General features: G+C 60.4%; 17 protein-coding genes. 9 read left to right on the top strand and 8 right to left on the bottom strand.

Annotated features, from left to right (window positions below; genetic code table 11):
- Positions 1 to 21 precede the first annotated feature (21 nt).
- Both OSJ75_RS17950 and OSJ75_RS17955 read right to left on the bottom strand, forming a co-directional pair.
- Complete coding sequence (locus tag OSJ75_RS17950; RefSeq protein WP_267228984.1) at positions 22 to 3138, bottom strand: efflux RND transporter permease subunit; 3117 nt, start codon at positions 3136 to 3138, stop codon at positions 22 to 24.
- Entirely contained in the window at positions 3138 to 4256 is a 1119-nt protein-coding gene (locus OSJ75_RS17955; protein WP_267228985.1) for an efflux RND transporter periplasmic adaptor subunit, read from the bottom strand. The genes OSJ75_RS17950 and OSJ75_RS17955 overlap by 1 nt, the downstream gene beginning before the upstream one ends.
- A gap of 202 nt (positions 4257 to 4458) precedes the next feature.
- On the opposite strand from OSJ75_RS17955, the gene OSJ75_RS17960 reads away from it, so the two are divergent.
- Positions 4459 to 5037, top strand: coding sequence for a TetR/AcrR family transcriptional regulator (locus OSJ75_RS17960; RefSeq protein ID WP_250019597.1), 579 nt, complete (start codon positions 4459 to 4461; stop codon positions 5035 to 5037).
- 47 nt (positions 5038 to 5084) lie between these two features.
- Here OSJ75_RS17960 and OSJ75_RS17965 read toward each other — a convergent pair whose 3' ends face one another.
- Positions 5085 to 5975, bottom strand: a complete 891-nt coding sequence (locus OSJ75_RS17965; RefSeq protein WP_267228986.1) for a helix-turn-helix domain-containing protein — start codon at positions 5973 to 5975, stop codon at positions 5085 to 5087.
- A gap of 84 nt (positions 5976 to 6059) precedes the next feature.
- On the opposite strand from OSJ75_RS17965, the gene OSJ75_RS17970 reads away from it, so the two are divergent.
- The 5 genes from OSJ75_RS17970 to OSJ75_RS17990 all read left to right on the top strand — a co-directional run bounded on the left by OSJ75_RS17970 (position 6060) and on the right by OSJ75_RS17990 (position 12236).
- Positions 6060 to 7334, top strand: a complete 1275-nt coding sequence (locus OSJ75_RS17970; protein ID WP_250019551.1) for an extracellular solute-binding protein — start codon at positions 6060 to 6062, stop codon at positions 7332 to 7334.
- 70 nt (positions 7335 to 7404) lie between these two features.
- Positions 7405 to 8265: a carbohydrate ABC transporter permease gene (locus tag OSJ75_RS17975; RefSeq protein ID WP_267228987.1), complete on the top strand. Its 861-nt coding sequence runs from the start codon at positions 7405 to 7407 to the stop codon at positions 8263 to 8265.
- Complete coding sequence (locus tag OSJ75_RS17980; RefSeq protein ID WP_267228988.1) at positions 8262 to 9098, top strand: carbohydrate ABC transporter permease; 837 nt, start codon at positions 8262 to 8264, stop codon at positions 9096 to 9098. The genes OSJ75_RS17975 and OSJ75_RS17980 overlap by 4 nt, the downstream gene beginning before the upstream one ends.
- An 11-nt stretch (positions 9099 to 9109) precedes the next feature.
- On the top strand, positions 9110 to 10192 hold the full coding sequence (locus OSJ75_RS17985; RefSeq protein WP_267228989.1) for an ABC transporter ATP-binding protein: 1083 nt from the start codon (positions 9110 to 9112) through the stop codon (positions 10190 to 10192).
- Between the two features lie 40 nt (positions 10193 to 10232).
- Complete coding sequence (locus OSJ75_RS17990) at positions 10233 to 12236, top strand: aldo/keto reductase (RefSeq protein WP_267228990.1); 2004 nt, start codon at positions 10233 to 10235, stop codon at positions 12234 to 12236.
- Positions 12237 to 12273: 37 nt separating this feature from the next.
- Here OSJ75_RS17990 and OSJ75_RS17995 read toward each other — a convergent pair whose 3' ends face one another.
- Together OSJ75_RS17995 and OSJ75_RS18000 are read right to left on the bottom strand one after the other, a co-directional pair.
- Positions 12274 to 12474: a hypothetical protein gene (locus tag OSJ75_RS17995; RefSeq protein ID WP_250019546.1), complete on the bottom strand. Its 201-nt coding sequence runs from the start codon at positions 12472 to 12474 to the stop codon at positions 12274 to 12276.
- Positions 12475 to 12566: 92 nt separating this feature from the next.
- Positions 12567 to 13322 carry an SDR family NAD(P)-dependent oxidoreductase gene (locus tag OSJ75_RS18000; RefSeq protein WP_267228991.1) on the bottom strand — a complete coding sequence of 252 codons (756 nt, stop codon included), beginning with the start codon at positions 13320 to 13322 and terminating at the stop codon, positions 12567 to 12569.
- Between the two features lie 241 nt (positions 13323 to 13563).
- On the opposite strand from OSJ75_RS18000, the gene OSJ75_RS18005 reads away from it, so the two are divergent.
- Complete coding sequence (locus tag OSJ75_RS18005) at positions 13564 to 14457, top strand: AraC family transcriptional regulator (protein ID WP_267228992.1); 894 nt, start codon at positions 13564 to 13566, stop codon at positions 14455 to 14457.
- 23 nt (positions 14458 to 14480) lie between these two features.
- Here OSJ75_RS18005 and OSJ75_RS18010 read toward each other — a convergent pair whose 3' ends face one another.
- The gene (locus OSJ75_RS18010; RefSeq protein ID WP_267228993.1) at positions 14481 to 15401 is read right to left on the bottom strand and encodes an NmrA/HSCARG family protein; all 921 of its coding nucleotides are present in this window, start codon (positions 15399 to 15401) and stop codon (positions 14481 to 14483) included.
- A 101-nt stretch (positions 15402 to 15502) separates the two neighbouring features.
- On the opposite strand from OSJ75_RS18010, the gene OSJ75_RS18015 reads away from it, so the two are divergent.
- Entirely contained in the window at positions 15503 to 15913 is a 411-nt protein-coding gene (locus OSJ75_RS18015; protein ID WP_267228994.1) for a winged helix-turn-helix transcriptional regulator, read from the top strand.
- Between the two features lie 3 nt (positions 15914 to 15916).
- Here OSJ75_RS18015 and OSJ75_RS18020 read toward each other — a convergent pair whose 3' ends face one another.
- Entirely contained in the window at positions 15917 to 16834 is a 918-nt protein-coding gene (locus OSJ75_RS18020) for a LysR family transcriptional regulator (RefSeq protein ID WP_267228995.1), read from the bottom strand.
- A gap of 119 nt (positions 16835 to 16953) precedes the next feature.
- Here OSJ75_RS18020 and OSJ75_RS18025 point away from each other — a divergent pair, with 119 nt between their 5' ends.
- Positions 16954 to 17646, top strand: coding sequence for a type 1 glutamine amidotransferase domain-containing protein (locus tag OSJ75_RS18025; RefSeq protein WP_267228996.1), 693 nt, complete (start codon positions 16954 to 16956; stop codon positions 17644 to 17646).
- A 43-nt stretch (positions 17647 to 17689) separates the two neighbouring features.
- Here the strand turns inward: OSJ75_RS18025 and tdh are convergent, their stop codons facing one another.
- On the bottom strand, positions 17690 to 18727 hold the full coding sequence (gene tdh, locus OSJ75_RS18030; protein ID WP_267228997.1) for an L-threonine 3-dehydrogenase: 1038 nt from the start codon (positions 18725 to 18727) through the stop codon (positions 17690 to 17692).

Consider the following 18727-nt stretch of genomic DNA (forward strand, 5'->3'; position numbering starts at 1 on the left):
GGCGATCGAGAGGCGTCCCAGCTATTCTGCCGCCCTTGGCATGTTTACCGCCAACGCATCTGCCATAGCAGCGGGATTGGGCACCTCGTCCCGCGCGGGCTTGATGCCAAACCATGCGGCATAGAGCGCCGGCAGGAAGAGGAGGATCAGCACCGTGCCAGCTGCCGTGCCGCCGATCAACGTATAGGCCATCGAGCCCCAGAACACCGAATGCGTGAGCGGAATGAAGGCAAGAACAGCCGCAAGCGCGGTCAGGATCACCGGCCGTGTCCGCTGAACCGTAGCCTCGATGACCGCATGATAGTCATCAAGGCCTGCCGCCCGGTTCTCCTTGATCTGCTCCGTGAGGATCAGTGTGTTGCGCATCAGAATACCGGCCAGTCCAATCAAGCCGATTATGGCGTTGAAGCCAAACGGCTGATCGAAAACGATGAGCATCGGGACGACGCCCGCGAGGCCGAGCGGGGCTGTCAACATGACCATGGTCATGGTCGAAAGACTGCGGACCTGCAGGATGATGATGATCAGCATGGCGGCAATCATGACCGGGAAAATCTTTGCGAGCGCAACGTTGGCCTTGAGCGATTCCTCGATATTTCCGCCCATTTCGATGCGATAGCCCACGGGGAGCGAAGCGATCAGCGGCTGCAAGGCCGTCATGACCTGCTGTGAAACCTCCGGTGGCTGCGTCCCCTCGCTGATATCCGAGCGGATCGTGATGATCGACGTTCGGTCTCGACGTTTGAGGATCGGCTCTTCGAACCGAATTTCGGAGTACCCGATCTGATCCAGCGGAATTTGGCGGCCATCCCTGCTCATCAGCGAAAAATCGGCCAGTCTTGCCGGATCCAGGCGATTCTCGCCGGCACTGCGGGCTATGACAGGTACGTCGCGGATGTTCTCACGCACCTGCGTAAAGGGAATGCCCGTCAGCAGAAGCTGCATCTGCTGGGCTGCCTCGGTCGGCGAAAGACCGATCAGGCTAAGCCGTTCCTGGTCGGGGACATAACGAAGAACAGGCGTGCGATTGCCCCAGTCGCGGTTTGCCTGCCTGACATCGGGGACGCGCTTCATGATATCGAGGGCTTGCTCGGAAATCCGGTATAATTGCTTCGGATCCGGACCCATGATGCGGAATTCGACGGGGAATGGCGTATATGGACCGAATACCAGCTGCGTGACGCGCACGAACGCTTCGGGCGCAAGCCCCGCCGATATGGCTTCCCTGAGCCGATGCTTCAACGACTCGCGCGCCTCCGCATCCGGGGTAAGCACGACAATCTTGGCGAATGCCGGGTCGGGCAGTTCCGGTGCCATGGCGAAGAAGAAGCGCGGAGCCCCCTGCCCGATGTAGCTGGTAACGATCTCCGCATCGGGCTGGTCCTTCAGCCACCGTTCGAGCTTCTCGACGGCGGCAGTCGTCGTTTCAATGCTTGTGCCCTCCGGCAGGCGGACCTCGACGAGGACTTCCGGGCGATCCGACGTCGGGAAGAACTGCTGTTTCACCACGCCCATTCCGGCGACCGAGAGAGCCATGACGACGCCGACGATCGTGCATGTCAGGAATTTGTGGCGCACGGCGAAGGTGATCAGTCTGCGCAGCCGGCGGTAGTTTGGCGTATCGTAGATCGCCTCGTGGCCCCCATCCACCGGCTTGATCGCCGGCAGCATCTTGACGCCGAGATAAGGTGTGAAGATCACCGCGACGATCCAGGAGACGATCAGCGCGAAGCCCACGACCCAGAAGATGTTGCCCGCATATTCGCCGGCGCTCGATCTCGCAAAGCCAACGGGCATCAACCCAACGATCGTCACAAGCGTTCCGGACAACATGGGTGCCGCAGTATGGCTCCAGGCAAAGGCCGCCGCCTTGATGCGATCCATGCCCTCTTCCATCTTCACCACCATGACCTCGATGGCAATGATGGCATCGTCAACCAGAAGTCCAAGCGCCAGGATGAGAGCGCCGAGCGTGATACGGTCGAAAAACCTGCCGGTCTCCAGCATGATGAGGAACACGACCGCAAGCGTCAGTGGGACCGCGAGCGCCACTACAATTCCAACACGCCAGCCGAGGCTGACCAGGCTCACGAACAACACCACGCCCAGCGCCATCGCGAATTTCAGCATGAACTCGCCGACGGCCTCGTCGATGTTCACCGCCTGATCGCTGACCTTGGCAAGCGTCATGCCGAGGGGCAATGTCTGCGCGATCGCAGTCGATCTTTCTTCCAGAGCCTCGCCCAGATCCAAACCGTTCCAGCCCTGCTGCATCACGGCTCCGAGCATGATGGTCGGCTCGCCCTCATGGCGGATGATGTAGGTCGCCGGATCTTCATAGCCACGCCGGACATCCGCGATGTCGGACAGCTTCAACGTGCGTCCGGCAGCGACGATCGGCGTATCGGAGATCGCCTGGATGCTGTCATAAGCCCCGTCGAATCTGATGAAGACCTGCGGCCCGCGCGTATCTATCGATCCGGCCGGCGTGACGGTATTCTGCCGCTGCAAGGCCGCAGCTATTTCCTGCACCGATATCCCGAGAGTTGCGAGCTTGTCATAGGAAAACTCCACGAATATCTGTTCGGGCCGCTCGCCCAGAATGTTGATCTTCTTGACCCCAGGGACATGCAGGAGGTCCTGCCGTGTCAGTTCTGCCTGTCGCACAAGCTCCCGCATTGGCATGCCCTTGGCCTTCAAGGCATAGAGCGCAAAGCTCACATCAGAATACTCGTCGTTGACGAAGGGGCCGAAAACGCCCCGCGGCAGGTTTCCGGCCTCGTCTCCGAGCTTCTTGCGGGCCTGATAGAACTCTTCCTCGACCGCATCGGGTGGCGTGCTGTCCTTCAGCGTGACTGTCAGGAAGGCAAAGCCCGGCCGCGTCGTTGTCTCGACCCGGTCATACCAGGTCAGTTCCTGGATACGCTTTTCGAGCGGCTCGGCAACCAGGTCCTGCATCTCGCGCGCCGTCGCGCCTGGCCATGCGGCGGTGACCGTCAGGGTCTTGATGGTGAAGGATGGATCCTCCGCCCGGCCGAGCTTGGCAAAGGCGTAGATGCCGGCCGCAGCCAGAAGGAGGATGAAGAACAGGGTGACGGCTCGCTCGCGAACCGCCAGCGCGGAAAGGTTGAAGCTCATCACTTGGCTGCCTCTGCCTGGAGCGCGGTCCTCACGGCAGCGCCTTCCTTGAGAAGATGTGCCCCCAGCGCAACGACCTCCTGCCCGGGCGCGATGCCTGTCACGATGGCCGTTTCTCCGCCGAGCTGTTTGATCCGGACGGCGGCGAAGCGCACGGTCGACGAGCTCCGATCGAGGATCCAGACCCCGGTGCGATCGCCATCATCAAGCACGGCCCCGATCGGCACGGAAATTTCCGGCTGCCTTTCGCCGTTGGAAATTCTGATCGTCACCGTTGAGCCGAGTGGTGCCAAAGCAGCATCTCCCTCGAGCACGTAGCGCGCCTCATAGGTGCGGGTCTGGGCATCAGCAGCATCGGAAATCTGTCGAAGGCGCGCTGTCCCGACCCGCTGGGCGTCACCATATCGCCAGGCTTCGGCCTCCGAGCCTATGGTGGGACGTATCGTTTCAGGAAGGGAAACCACCGCCTCGCGCGGGCCGGCATGCGCCAGTTGAACCACCGTCTGTCCGGCGGCGACGACTTGTCCGGGTTCGCCGAGCGCAGCGGTCACCGTTCCGTCTGCGCCTGCCACCAGCGTGGAATAGGTCGCTTCATTCCCGGCAACATTGGCTTCCGCTTCAGCCGCAGCCAATTGTGCTTCGGCCGTATCCAGGGCCGCCTTGGCCTGCTCGTAACGCTGCGGCGTTGCTGCCACCCTGTCCCTGACGAGTGACGCATAACGCTTCTCGTCGGCACTCGCCTGGACGAAGGCTGCGCGCGCGGCAACCACCGCATTGCGCTTCGCCGTCAAGGCAAGGCGCAGATCCGTGTCATCGATGCGCATCAAGGCTTGACCTGCCTTGACCTGCTGGCCGGCATCCACAAGGCGTTCGACAATCTTGCCGGGGACGCGAAACCCGAGATTGCTCTGGATCCGCGCCGCAATCGTGCCGGTGAAGGACCTTGAAGCGCTTGCCACACTCGCCGTTTCGACTGTCTTGACCAGTTGCGGGGCGATGCGGGGATCGATCGCAGCCGACGCCTCCCGCTCCGGCCATTGCGAGAAAAGAACAACCGCGGTGACGGCGGAGGCCGAAAGCACAATCGTGCCGATGAAAAGAAGCCGTTTGTGCCTCATGCCTTTTAACCTCGCGGAGTGTTCGCTTACGGTACAATTTAGATTATGATCGAACTCTATAATTCATTTAAAGTTCGAACGCAATCTAAATTCCGGGCAGTTGCACGTAGGTCTCGTAGCGATGATCGACCGGCAAGAACTTGCATGGCAGCAGCCCATCATTTATAGAGTTCGAACACCATCTAATTGAAAGAAGGTCACCATGCGTGTCAGTCGGGTTCAAGCATCGGAAAACCGCCAAGCGGTGATTGAAACTGCAAGCCGTCTCTTCAGAGAGCATGGCTTCGATGGAATCGGCCTGAAGGGATTGATGGAAGCCGCCGGTCTGACGCAGGGGGCGTTCTATAAGCAGTTCGCCTCCAAGGAAGATCTCATCGCACAGGCCTCAGCCCGGGCCTTGGAAAGCGCGACACAGCAATGGTCGGCGGCAGCAACAGCAAAACCGATGGATTCGCTTGGCGGAGTTATCGCGTTTTACCTCAGTCCCGAACATCAGAACGAAAAGATGGATGGCTGTCCTGTCGTTGCACTCGGTTCGGATGCCGCCAGGCAGGGCAGCGCCGTGAAGGCTTCTTTTGAAGCGGGAATAAAGACATATCTCGACATACTCGAGCGCATGATTTCCGAAAGTGGCGATGGGGAGATAGAGAGCAAGGCCATGGCAATTCTCTCCATCATGGTCGGAGCGATGACGCTCGCACGCGCCGTAAACGACCAGGCCCTCGCCCAGGCATTCTTCGATGCGACGGTAAAACAGGTCAAGGCGATCGCCGCGTCATGAGCAGGGGCGATGGCCACCTTGCAACTGCCGAATAGCTCGCTCGAAGGTCAAACCGCGGCGGAGCGGACTTCACGGCGGAAGTCGGAGGGCGCCATGCCGGCGATCAGCCGAAAAGCCTTGTTGAAGGCGCTGACCGAGCCGAAGCCGCTATCCATCGCGATTTGCAGGATGCTGCCATTGCCGCTGACCAGCATGGCCTGCGCCCGGGAAAGCCTGAGCAGTGTCAGGTATTTGATCAAGGTCATGCCCGTCGTCTTCCGAAACAGGTTCATGGCATATTTCGGGTGAAGGCTGGCGGCAGACGCGATATCGCCGGCATCGATCTCCTCGAGGAAATTGTCGGCGATGAAGTCGCACATGCGCACAACGCTGTCCGAAAGCGAAACCGACGGATTGTCGTTCACGATCCTGTTGTCGGACGAAACGATGGAATAATGCTCGATAAACATCCGTTCGACACGCAGCAGAAGCTCCTCCACCGCGTGTTGGGCTTTCAATGTGTCGCCGGAAGTCACATAGCGATACCAGCGGGGGAAATTCTCGTCGTCGGCGTTGTCCGTCGCGGAGGTCAGCATCGTGGTGCCGCGCATCAGCATGCCCGATACAGCGGCCGGAAGGCGCATGCGGAAGAAATAGACGAGCGGCAGATGTGCACCGGCATAGATCGAATCGTCGGATGATCGGTCCATCTGGTGCGGCTGTCCGCCCCAAAAGAGGCACATCTGGCCGGCGTCGAGCTGCAGATCATGGCTGCCCATGCGGTAATGTACTGATCCGCGCATGATGTAGTTCACCTCGATTTGCGCGTGCCAGTGAGGTCGAAGCATGATCGGCGGATGGCCGTGGAACAACTGCAGCGTGGTCGGAAAGCCTTCGATGCTGCTGGCTCCGGGGTGGTAAATCGCTCGCTCGCCGACCTTACTTTCTGCCAAATTCATGTTCCCATTGTACGAGACAAATATCCGCTTGCCGCTAATCTGCCCATGTTCGATCAGAACGGCAATTGAAAAGGGAGGTTTTCAATGTGCGTCAAGTTCCTCGGCGCGGCGGTTTCGCTCGCGCTTGTCTGGGCAGTTCCTGCCGCCGCGCAATCCACCGACATAACGATCTGGAGCTGGAACGTCGCCGCCTCGGCGCTGAAATCCACGCTCGAAGGCTTCAACAAGAAATATCCCGACATCAAGGTCACGATCGAGGATCTCGGCAACGACCAGGTCTTCGACAAGGCGCTTGCCGCCTGTGCCGCTGGCGGTGACGGGTTGCCTGATATCGTAACCATTGAAAACTTTGAGGCGGAAGTGTTCTGGAACCGGTTTCCGGACTGTTTCACCGATCTGACGGAACTGGGCTATACGCCCGAAGTGCAGGCGCTTTTCCCGGAATTCAAGCGGACCGAGCTCGAAGTCGATGGCGTGGCCTATGCCATGTCGTGGGATTCGGGGCCGGTTGCCATGTTCTATCGCCGGGACTTCTACGAAAAGGCCGGCGTCGACCCCGCGACGATCAAGACCTGGGACGATTTCATCGTGGCAGGCAAGAAGGTGATGGAGGCCAATCCCGGCACGGTGATGGCGCAGGCCGACTTCAACGGCGACAGCGAATGGTTCCGCATGATCTCCAACGAGCAGGGATGTGGTTACTTTTCGACAGATGGCCAGAGCATCACGATCAATCGCCCGGCCTGCGTCGCAACCCTTGAAAAGCTCAAGCAGATGAAGGATGCCGGCATCATCACAGCTGCGATCTGGGACGAAAAGATTCAGGCGAATACCGCGGGCAAGACCGCCAGCCAGATGTATGGCGCCTGGTACGAAGGCACCATTCGCTCCGGTTCGCCGGATCTCGCCGGCAAATGGGGCGTCTATCAGATGCCGAGCCTGACGGCCGATGGGCCGCGCGCCGCCAATCTCGGCGGATCGTCGCTCGCGATCAGCGCGGCATCGGAGAACAAGGACGCCGCCTGGAAATATATCGAATATGCGCTGACCACGAATGAGGGCCAGGTCGCGATGCTGAAATCCTTTGGCCTCGTTCCCTCGCTTCTGAGCGCCGTCAACGATCCTTTCGTCAAGGAACCGCAGCCCTATTGGGGCGGCCAGGCCATCTGGTCCGACATTCTTGCCACCTTGCCGAAAATCGTACCGGCCAGGGGCACCGCCTTCCAGTCCGACGCTGATTCCATCTACCAGGCCGTCCAGACCAAATATTTCGCCAACGGTTATCCCGATGCGAAAGCAGCCCTGGACGACGCCGCCAAGCAGATCGAAACGGCAACCGGACTTCCCACAGCGGAATGAGCGTATCTGGCCGGCATGAAACAATGCCGGTCAGGTCCATTTCATTGAAACTCGGTGATGGGAGAAGATGATGCTCTTGCGCAACAGGATCGCCTATGCGTTCCTCGCCCCCTATCTTTTGATCTTCGCGACCTTTTGGCTATGGCCGATCATAAGTTCGTTTCTGATCTCGTTCCAGAACACGCGCGTCAATCCGTGGAAGTTCAATCCTTCCGCCAACTGGGGACGCCTGGTCGCCGATCCGGCGTTCTATAACGCGCTCTACAACACGCTGATCATCCTGGTCGTCCAGGTGCCGGTGATGATTGCACTCGCAACCATCATGGCCGTGCTGCTCAATTCGCCGCTGCTGAAGGCAAGACCGTTCTATCGTTTCGCCTTCTTTGCGCCGGTAGTTGTCGGCGAGGTGGCCTATGCGGCGGTCTTCAGGCTGATGTTCTCCATCGATTTCGGCATCGTCAACAAGCTGATCGGCGTTGCCGGCCTGGCGCCCGTCTCATGGTTCGACAATGGGACGGCAGCCATGGCGCTGGTCATCATCGCCGTGACATGGCGGTGGGCCGGTTACAACGCCATCATCATCCTGGCCGGCCTGCAATCCATTCCCGGCGACGTCTACGAAGCCGCGACCCTCGACCGCGTCAGCAAGATACAGCAGTTCTTCCACATCACCCTGCCATTGCTCAAACCGATCATTCTGTTCTGCGTCGTGCTTTCGATCATCGGCACGATGCAACTGTTCGCCGAGCCCTTCCTGATCACCAATCGCGGCGGTCCGGGCGGCGCAACGGAAACGCTTGGCCTGCTGCTCTACAGGCAGGGCTTCACCTCGCTCAATTTCGGCTATGCATCAGCGATAGCATATACGATTGCCGCTTTGGCCGTGGCTTTCTCGCTGCTCAATCTACTAGTAGGGAGGGAGGCGAAATGAAGTCCAAGTCCCGCACGCTGATGATGCGCAAGCTTGTTCTCCATGCAGCGCTGACGCCACTCGCGATCATCTGGCTGTTTCCGCTGTGGATGATGTTCGTGTTCTCCACGACGCCGGATTACGGTATTTTCAGCCCGGAAATCGTGCTCTGGCCATCAACGAACTTCGTCGAGAACTTCAATAACCTGCAGTCGGATACGAATTTCCTGCGGGCAATGTTCATCTCGATCACCGTCGCCGTCATCTACACCGTCCTGTCGGTCATGCTGACCTCGATGGCGGGCTGGGCCCTCGCACGCTATCGCTTCGCCGGCCGCTCCGTGGTCATCGCCATCATCCTCGGCACGATCACGCTTCCCTTTGCCGTGGTGGTGATCCCGCAATTCATCATGGTGGCACGGGAATTCAAGCTGGCCAACACCTGGGTGGCGCTGATCGTGCCGCCCTTGTTCAATTCGCTCGGCGTCCTGTTCATGCGGCAATCCTTCTCGATGATGCCCTCGGAACTCTTCGACGCCGCCCGGGTAGAAGGCGTGAAGGAATGGCGCATTTTCCTGCATATCGCCCTGCCGCTGGCGCGGCCGACCATGGCCGCCCTGTCGATCATCCTCTTCCTGGCTTCCTGGAACAATTATCTCTGGCCGCTTCTGATCAATTCGCGGCCGGGCGTGATGACCGCTCCCGTAGCGCTCGGCACGCTGATCGGTCTCACAAAGGTCTCCTGGGGAGGCATCATGGCGGGAGCGGTACTCCTGACCGCGCCGATGCTCGTCGTGTTCATCTTCCTGCAACGTCATTTCATCTCCGGCATCGCAGCCGGGGCCGTCAAGTAACGGGAGGCAGCATGGCCGGACTCACACTTACCAATGTCATCAAGCGGTTTGGAACCCACGAGGTCATTCACGGTGCAAACCTCGAAGTAGCCGATGGCGAATTCGTCGTCTTCGTCGGCCCCTCGGGATGCGGAAAGTCGACGCTGCTGCGCATGATCGCGGGGCTCGAGGACATATCGGACGGAACCATCGAGATCGGCGGCACGACGGTCAACGATGTGGAGGCGTCGGAGCGGCGCATAGCCATGGTGTTCCAGTCCTACGCGCTTTATCCGCACATGACCGTGCGCCGGAACCTTTCCTTCGGCCTGCAGATGAGCGGCAATCCGCAGCAGGACACCGAGCGCCGCGTTGCGCATGCGGCGAACATCCTGCAAATCAACGATCTGATGGATCGACGCCCCGGCCAGATCTCCGGCGGGCAGCGCCAGCGTGTCGCGATCGGACGCGCCATCGTGCGCGAGCCGCAGGTGTTCCTGTTCGACGAGCCGCTGTCCAATCTGGATGCCGAGCTTCGGGTGCAGATGCGCGTCGAGATATCGAGGCTGCACAAGCAGCTCGGAACGACGATGATCTACGTCACCCATGACCAGACGGAAGCGATGACGCTGGCGGACAAGATCGTCGTATTGCGGGCGGGACGCATCGAGCAGGTCGGCGCGCCGCTCGATCTCTACGACAACCCGGCCAACCAGTTCGTTGCCGGGTTCGTCGGCTCGCCCAAGATGAACTTCCTCAAGGCGAAAGTCGAACAGCGGCGGGATTCCGGCGTCACCATCTCGCTTGTCGCGGACCCGGACGTCAAGCTGACGCTCCCTTTGTCGAGCGCGATACCGGAAGGATCGCAGGTCACGCTCGGCATCCGGCCCGAGCACTTCCTCGATGCAGGCGCCGGCGACGCCGACCTGACCGGGCGCATCGATGTCGCCGAGCATCTCGGCCACACGAGCTACGTCTACGCTACCCTCGCCGATGAATCGCTCATCATCGAGAGGCCGGAATCGCGCCATGCCGGCCAAAGCGACCGCCTCACTATCGGGCTTTCGGCGGCGCGAAGCTTTCTCTTCGACGCGCAAGGCAACCGGCTGCGCTGATCCCATCCCCTCCTCCCAGGACTAGCCAAAAGGAAAACCAATGACATCACAGCAGAAGATCCGCTGGGGCATTATCGGCCCCGGCACCATCGCGCGAACTTTCGCGGAAGGCATCGCCCATTCCGAGACGGGCAGCCTCGTGGCGATTGCCACCCGGGATGCCTCCAAGCCAGGCTTGAGCGAAGCATTTCCGGGCGCGCGCGTCGTAGAGGGATACGAAGCGCTGCTTGCCGGGGCCGATATCGATGCGGTCTACATCGCGACGCCACATACGGGGCATGCCGAATGGGCCATCAAGGCCATCCGCGCGGGCAAGCACGTGCTGATCGAGAAACCGATGTCGCTCTCGGCCTTCGATGCCGATGTCATCTTCCATGAGGCCAGGAAGGCCGGCGTTTTCGCCGGCGAAGCCTATATGTACCGCTTCCATCCGCAGACGCTGCGGATCGTCGAACTGGTAAGGCAAGGCACGATCGGCGACGTGCGCATCATTCGTTCGAGTTTCGGCTTCAATATGGGTAGTTTTCGTCCCGAACATCGCCTGTTTGCCAATGACATGGCAGGGGGCGGCATTCTCGATGTCGGTGGTTATCCGGTTTCGATGGTGCGCTTGCTGGCAGGGGCGGCCGAGGGCAAGCCCTTCCTCGATCCCGTTGCCGTCTCCGGTGTCGGCAATCTCGGCGCTTCCGGCGTCGATGAATGGGCGTCGGCCGTACTGAAGTTCGATAGTGGCATCATCGCCGAGGTATCCTGCTCGATCATGGCGCAGCAGGACAATACATTGCGCATCATCGGCTCGAAAGGTTCCATCGAGGTCAAGGATTTCTGGTTCGCCTCCGGCCGGCAAGGCGGCGTCGGCCTTATCGACATTATCAATGGCGAAGAGCGGCGAACGATCGAAGTGGAAGAAAAACGCTACCTCTATTCCTTTGAGGTGGACGCCGTGGCCGAAGCTGTCCGTGCCGGCCAGACCGAGTTTGCATCCCCGGGCATGAGCGCGGCGGATTCCCTTGGCAATCTGCGCGTTCTCGATCAATGGCGGGCATCGATCGGCCTCGAATACGACGTCGAGACGGCTGCCAGGCGCGTCACGAATATCGCTGGCGCGCCTGTCCAGCCCGGCAATACGCTTCCAAGGCGCCAGCTCCCCGGTTTCGCCAAGCCGCTTGCGGCAGCGGCACTCGGATTTGAGTTCTTTTCCAACTTTGCATCCGCATCACTGACGCTCGATGCCTATTATGAAGCCGGTGGCAACGTCTTCGACACCGCCTATATCTACGCCGGAGGCAAGACAGAGAGCATTTTTGGAGACTGGCACACCAGCCGCAAGGTGCCCCGAGACGACATCGTCGTGATCGGAAAGGGCGCACATTCTCCGCTTTGCTATCCGGATGTCATCGCCAAGCAGTTGGACCGGACCCTGGAGCGACTGAAAACGGACTATGTCGATCTCTATTTCATGCATCGCGACAATCCGGACATCCCCGTTGGCGAGTTCGTGGATGCCATGGATGCGGAAGCCAGACGAGGACGCATACGCGGCTTTTTCGGCGGCTCGAACTGGACGCGCGAGCGGATGGACGAGGCTATCAGCTATGCCAATGCGAATGGGAAGACCGCGCCTGCGGCGCTGTCCAACAACTTCTCGCTGGCCGAGATGCTGGACCCGATCTGGGACGGTTGTGTCGCTGCTTCCGACGCCGAGTGGAAGGAGTGGCTGAATGCCCGGCAGATTCCGAACTTCGCCTGGTCGAGCCAGGGACGCGGCTTTTTCACTGACAAGGCCGGTCGCGACAAGCGCGATGACGCCGAGATCGTCCGCGTCTGGTATTCGGACCGAAATTTCGACCGTCGCGATCGGGCGATCCAGTTGGCGAAGGACCGCGGATGCAGTCCGATCCAGATCGCGCTTGCCTATGTGGTCTGCCAGCCGCTCCCGGTCATACCGCTTATCGGACCACGAACGGTAGCAGAGCTTGAAGACAGCCTTGCGGCACTTCAGATAAAGCTTTCGGAAGACGAAGTGCGCTGGCTCGAAGGCTGACCTGCAGGCAGCTTCGGATGGCACCGCCCGAGGAGTGCTATTCGTTCTGCCTGCCGCGTTGCCGGGGGTCGACACCTCCGGCAGCGGTCGTGTCATTTTCCACATCGCCTTCAAACGTGTTTTCGCCGTCTGGCTCCGCGTCGCGGTCCCGGATCGTTCCCTTCGATGTCCCGATTCCGGGATTGCGCTTCAGGTCGACGTCGCTGGGCGTCGCTGTTTTGGGGTGCTTGCTGTTCATCGATCATCTCCTGCAGCTGGATGTCACCGCATCGTTTCGCTGAACGCCCCCAACCTCCGAGTTCGCCGCCGGTTCCCCATAAGCCTCGGCGATCAGATGACCTGCCCGCCGGAGACTTCGATGCGCTGCGCAGTCAACCAGCGGTTTTCAGGACCAAGCAGGCTGGCGACCATGGGCCCGATATCGTCGGGCACTCCGACGCGGCCCAGTGCGGTCATGCTCGCGAACTCGCTGTTGAGATCCGGCATGTCGCGAACGGCGCCACCAAGGAAATCGGTCTCGATCGCCCCCGGCGCCACGGTATTCGCGGTGATGCCGCGAGCAGCGAATTCCTTGGCCATGTAGAGCGTGAGGATTTCGACGGCACCCTTTGCGGCGGAATAGGCCGAGAAGCCGGCAGCCGATATCCGGGTGAGGCCCGAGGAGAAATTGACGATACGGCCACCGTCTGCGAGCAGCGGCAGCAGTGCCTGCGTCAGGAAGAACACGCCCTTCACATGGGTGTCGAAGAGTGCGTCGAACTGCGCTTCGGTCGTCTCGGCAAAACTCGCCATTTCACCCTGGCCCGCATTGTTCACCAGATGGTCGAACGTATCGCGGCTCCAGATGGAGGAGAGTGTCTCACGGACAGTACCGGCAAACGCCTTGAACGAAGCCACATCCGCTACGTCGAGTTGTAGGGCAACCGCCTTGCGGCCAAGGGCCTCGATCTCTTCGACGACTGCCCGGGCGTCGTCCGCGCCGCTGCGGTAGGTCACGATGACGTCGCCGCCGTGGCGCGCAACGCTGATCGCGGTGTTGCGGCCGAGCCCGCGGCTGCCGCCGGTGATGATGGAAACTGTGCTCATGTCTGAATTCCCTGTAATCCAAGAGTTGGGTTGGTGACCCTGGTCTTATGACAGGTGGCGTGGCCATTCTGTTGCTCGATCCTCGGCAAGCATTGCCTATTTCTCCGAACAGATCCTGATCGGACCAGCAGTGCTTTGCCAAGAAATCCCGAAGTCTTGCCTGATTCCACAGGCCGACTTGCCTAAGGCTCCATTTCACGCTCTACTATGCTTGCAGATCCAGTATCTCCGGACGGAAAACATGAGCAGCAACCTTCTCGATTGCGTTCGCCGCTTCGCCGACGCCCATGCCGACAGGTCCGGCGTCGCCCGCACGCCAATTCCGGGCCTATATGCGATGCGCGCGACGGCGCCGAGCCAGATGCAATATGCGATCTCGAAGCCACTCGTGGCGATGGTGCTGCAGGGCAGCAAGCGCGTGATTATGGGCAGCACGACCTTCGATTTCGGCGCCGGCGATTCCCTTCTCATTTCGGCCGACGTTCCTAACGTCAGCCAGATCACGCGTGCCACTATCGGTGCACCATATTACTCGTTGGTGCTGGATATCGATCCCGCCGTCACGCAATCGCTCGTCATGGAAATCGGCGTTGCCAATGCGGAGGCAGGTGCTCCCGTTCGGGTCGATGCGACCGAAGCGGAGGTGGCGGACACTGCACTGCGTCTCATGCGCCTGCTTGATCGGCCAAGCTCCATCCCGGTCTTGAAAGATCAACTGGTTCGGGAACTGCACTATTGGCTGCTGACCGGTCGTCACGGAGCCGGCATCCGCTCGCTCGGCTTTACCGACAGCCACGCCAACCGTATCGCCCGTGCCGTGGCGCTTATCCGGAACGCCTACGCCGAGACCTTGCCGGTGGAGCGTCTGGCGGACGCCGCCGGCATGAGCCTTTCGTCATTCCATCAGCACTTTCGGGCGGTCACCTCTCTTTCTCCTTTGCAGTTCCAGAAGCAGCTTCGCCTCCTGGAAGCGCGGCGAATGATGATTTCGGAAGGGGCAGCCATCAGCAATGCGGCCTATTCGGTAGGCTATGAGAGCATTCCGCAGTTCACGCGGGAATATGGCCGGCTGTTCGGGTCATCGCCGGCCAAGGATATCAGAGAGAGCGTCGGAAAAGTTCAGGTAGCGGCGTGAATGCCGTTGCCCGTCTTGTGCGGTCACACCCGGTCTGCATATTCCCATGAACCGGAGGTGCCCAAGGCCTGCCGGAACAGTTCGCGGCCATCGGTTTCGAGCCAATGGGCAAACGTCGTCATCTGTGGGTTGATCACCCGCAACTTTTCGAGATCGGCCTTGCCTGACAATCTCCCGGCATCGAAAAGCGCAGTGAGCTTTGCGAGGAAAGCGTTGCCCGCCAGTACCTCCTCCGGAAAGCGCTGGTAAGCGATGGGCCGGCCCGCGGTTCTGGAAAACAACGCCTGCAGTTCCCCGCCGGTGACCCGATCACTGGCAATCTCGAAGGTTTTGCCGCCGAATTCGGCAGGATTGGCGAATATTGCGGCGACAAATCTGCCAATGTCCGCGACTGCGATGAACTGCATCGACTGGTCCGGCCGCATGAAAAAGTTGAACTGTCCCTGATCCAGGCCGAAACCCGGCATCATCAGCATTTCCATGAAGGATGCCGGGCGCACGATGGTCGCCGTGATCGGCAGCTGACGGACATGCGCTTCGATCTGCGCCTTGCTGTCGAAATGGCCCATTCCCGTCGGTACATCGCCGACAGCGCCGCCCGAGCTATAGACCAGATGACTGACCCCTGCCTCCACCGCAAGGTCGGCGATGGCGATACCCATGCCGACTTCCTCTTCGTCGGTGACCGTGCCTCCGGGTGAACTCGGCTGCACGCTGAAGACACCGTGGACGCCAGACATCGCATCGCGGATGGTTTGCGGCTCGGCGAACACACCCTGAACCACCTCGATGCCATTGGCCTGAAGGGCCAGCGCCTTGGGCCCGTTCCGGTCACGGACGAACGCGCGAACGCGCCAGCCCGCATTCGACAAGGCGCCGGATACGGAACCGCCCTGCTGGCCGGTTGCTCCGAAAACCAGGATGGGACGATTATGATTGGACATCTGAGAAACCCTCTATGTTGAACAAGGGTTACCCATATATACTATTGGAAATGCGATTGAAGACGGCACATTTCTGAACCCAGAGCACAAGGATGATACGCTTGGAGAAACTCGTGCATGGCAGGCCCTATCAACTGACGGAGCGGGGGCCCAAATTCAAACCCTGCGCACCCAACAGCGTGCTGGCGCGGCTTGGCGACAAATGGACGATACTCGTCATGTCGCATCTTGCTATCGCCCCCGGCCATCGGCTGCGTTTTTCGGAGCTGAAGACCGGCATCGAGGGCATCACGCAGCGAATGCTGACGCTCACACTCCGCAACCTCGAGCGTGACGGCCTTCTGGTACGGCACTATTTTCCCGAGGTGCCGCCACGCGTGGAATATGAACTGACCGGCATGGGGGCGAGCATGCTGCCAGCGCTTGAAGGCTTCACGTCCTGGATCCGCGAGCACTGGCCCAGCATCGAGGCATGCCGCCAGTCCTATGACGAGACGCAAAAGCAGAAATAGCGGTCAGGCAGATACGGACTCCGCCGAGATTTGCCTTGCGACCTCACCAATCAGCGAGCGTAGCCACCGATGCGCCGGATCGCTGCGATATCGGACGTGCCAGGCAAGCTCGACAGGAAAGCTCCCGAGATCGACCGGCGCAGGTAGAACCTTCAGCCGCCGGTCACGGCGGAGCCGCTCGCAGATCAGCCGTGGCAGCGTGGCGCAATAGTCCGTAACGGCAATCATCTCCGGAACGGCCAGAAAATGCGTCACCGATACTGCCACGTCGCGTTTGACGCCACGTTGCTGCAACGCCTGGAACAACCCGGTGCGCATCCGGCCGGGAGGCAGCACATTGACGTGCTTCATCCGCTCGTACTGTTCCTGCGATATGCTGTCGCCGATTTCCGGATGATCCTTGCGCACGACGCAGGCCAGGCCATCATCCATGAGATGCTGAACGACCATGTTGTCCGGCGTATCCATGATCCTGCCGAGCACCATCTCCGTCGTCCCGGAAATGGCCCCCGTCTCGACAAGATCATTGCCGAATGGCGTCAGACGAAGCCTGAGACCCGGGGCCTGTTCGCGCAGCCGTGCGGCGATCACCGGCATCAGGACGAATTCGACATAGCTGTTGGGGGCGACGGTAAACTGACGGGTAGCGAGGGCGGGATCGAATTGCTGTTGGCCCAGAATCGCGTCGTCCAGGCCTGCGAGCGCGGCGCGCACGACAGGGGCAAGTTCCTCGGCCATCTGCGTCGGCTTCATGCCGTAGCGCTCGCGGATGAAGAGAGGATCGCGCAACGTATCGCGCAGACGATTGAGCGCATTGGACAGCGCTGGCTGCGTCATTCCAAGCCGCCGAGCAGCGCGGGTAACGTTGCGCTCGTCCATCAGAGCCAGGAAGATCGGTAGGAGATTCAGGTCATACTTCATTCAGTCATATTGCTTGGAACATATCTGCAATCAAGAAGATAAATTTCCGAAATAATCAAACCTGAGGCATGATCAACGCATCCAAACAGCTGCTACAGCAATTCGAAAGGATCAAGCACATGAACATCCTGATGGTGCTCACCTCGCATGACGAACTCGGCAATACCGGCCGCAAGACCGGCTTCTGGCTGGAGGAATTCGCCGCGCCCTATTACACCTTCCTCGAAGCGGGCGCGACGGTCACGGTCGCATCTCCGAAAGGAGGCCAGCCGCCGCTCGACCCGAAGAGCAACGAGCCGGACTCCCAGACGGAGCAGACCCGGCGTTTCCATGACGACTCCGCCGCGCAAGCAGTTCTTGCATCGACGGTGCCGCTCGCGTCGGTTGCCCACGACGATTACGACGCCGTCTTCTATCCCGGTGGCCATGGTCCGCTTTGGGACCTGGCGGAAGACCGAAATTCAATCAACCTCATCCAGTCCTTGTACCGTTCCGGCAAGCCCGTCGCCTTCGTTTGCCATGCACCCGGCGTTCTGCGGCATGTCCAGGCCGAAGACGGCACGCCTCTGGTCAAGGGCAAGAAAGTCACGGGCTTCAAGAACACGGAAGAGGACGCCGTCGGCCTGACGGATGTCGTCCCCTTCCTGGTCGAGGACGTCCTGAAGCAGAATGGCGGCATCTATTCGAGCGGCGCCGACTGGTCATCCCATGCGGTCGAGGACGGCTTGCTGATCACCGGCCAGAATCCGGGATCCTCCGTGGAGACAGCAGGCATACTGATCGGCAAGCTGAGATCAGCGACAGCCGCCTGATCGGAAGCGCGCACGGCAATGACTGCATTTTCGGATGGTGGCGCTATTGCCAGTCCAGCACCACCTTGCCGGAGTTGCCGGAGCGCATCGCATCGAAGCCGATCTGGAATTCATCGATGGGCAGCCTGTGCGTGATGATGGGCGAGAGGTCAAGCCCGCCCTGCACGAAGGCGATCATCTTGTACCAGGTCTCGAACATTTCGCGGCCATAGATGCCCTTCAGGTTGAGCATCTTGAAGATGACCTTGTTCCAGTCGATCTCGAAGCCCGTCGGTGCAATGCCGAGAATGGCGATCTTTCCGCCATTGTTCATCTTGTCGATCATGTCGCGGAAGGCCGGGGCGGCACCGGACATTTCGAGCCCGACGTCGAAGCCTTCGGTCATGCCGATATCCTTCATGACATCGGCGAGATTCTGCTTCGACGCATCGACGACATAGTCGATGCCGAGTTGCCGCGCGAGGGCGAGCCGGATCGGATTGATGTCCGTTATGACCACCTTGCGCGCGCCGGATCGCTTGGCGACGAGGGCACCCATGATGCCGATCGGCCCGGCGCCCGTTACCAGCACGTCCTCGCCGACGAGATCGAAGCTCAGCGCCGTGTGAACGGCATTGCCGAAAGGGTCGAATATCGCCGCCACCTCGTCGGGCACGTCATCGGGGATCGGCACGACATTATATTCGGGAATGCAGACATATTCGCCGAACGAGCCGGGCCGATGCACGCCGACGCCGAGCGTATTGCGGCACAAATGGCCCCGCCCGGCCCGGCAGTTGCGGCAAACGCCGCACACGATATGGCCTTCGCCGGACACGCGCTGCCCGACCTTGTATTTTGTCACGGCGGAGCCGACATCGGCGATCTCGCCACAGAATTCATGGCCGACGACCATCGGGACCGGGATCGTCGCCTGGGCCCACTGATCCCAATTGTAGATGTGGACGTCGGTTCCGCAGATCGCGGATTTCCTGACGCGGATCAACACGTCGTTCGGCCCCGGTTCCGGCACGGGCACCCGCTCCATCCAGATGCCGGGTTCGGCTTTCGCCTTCACGAGGGCTTTCATCATGTTGGACAT

The organism is Phyllobacterium sp. 0TCS1.6A, from assembly GCF_026420825.1.
In the GTDB taxonomy this organism is placed as follows: domain Bacteria; phylum Pseudomonadota; class Alphaproteobacteria; order Rhizobiales; family Rhizobiaceae; genus Phyllobacterium.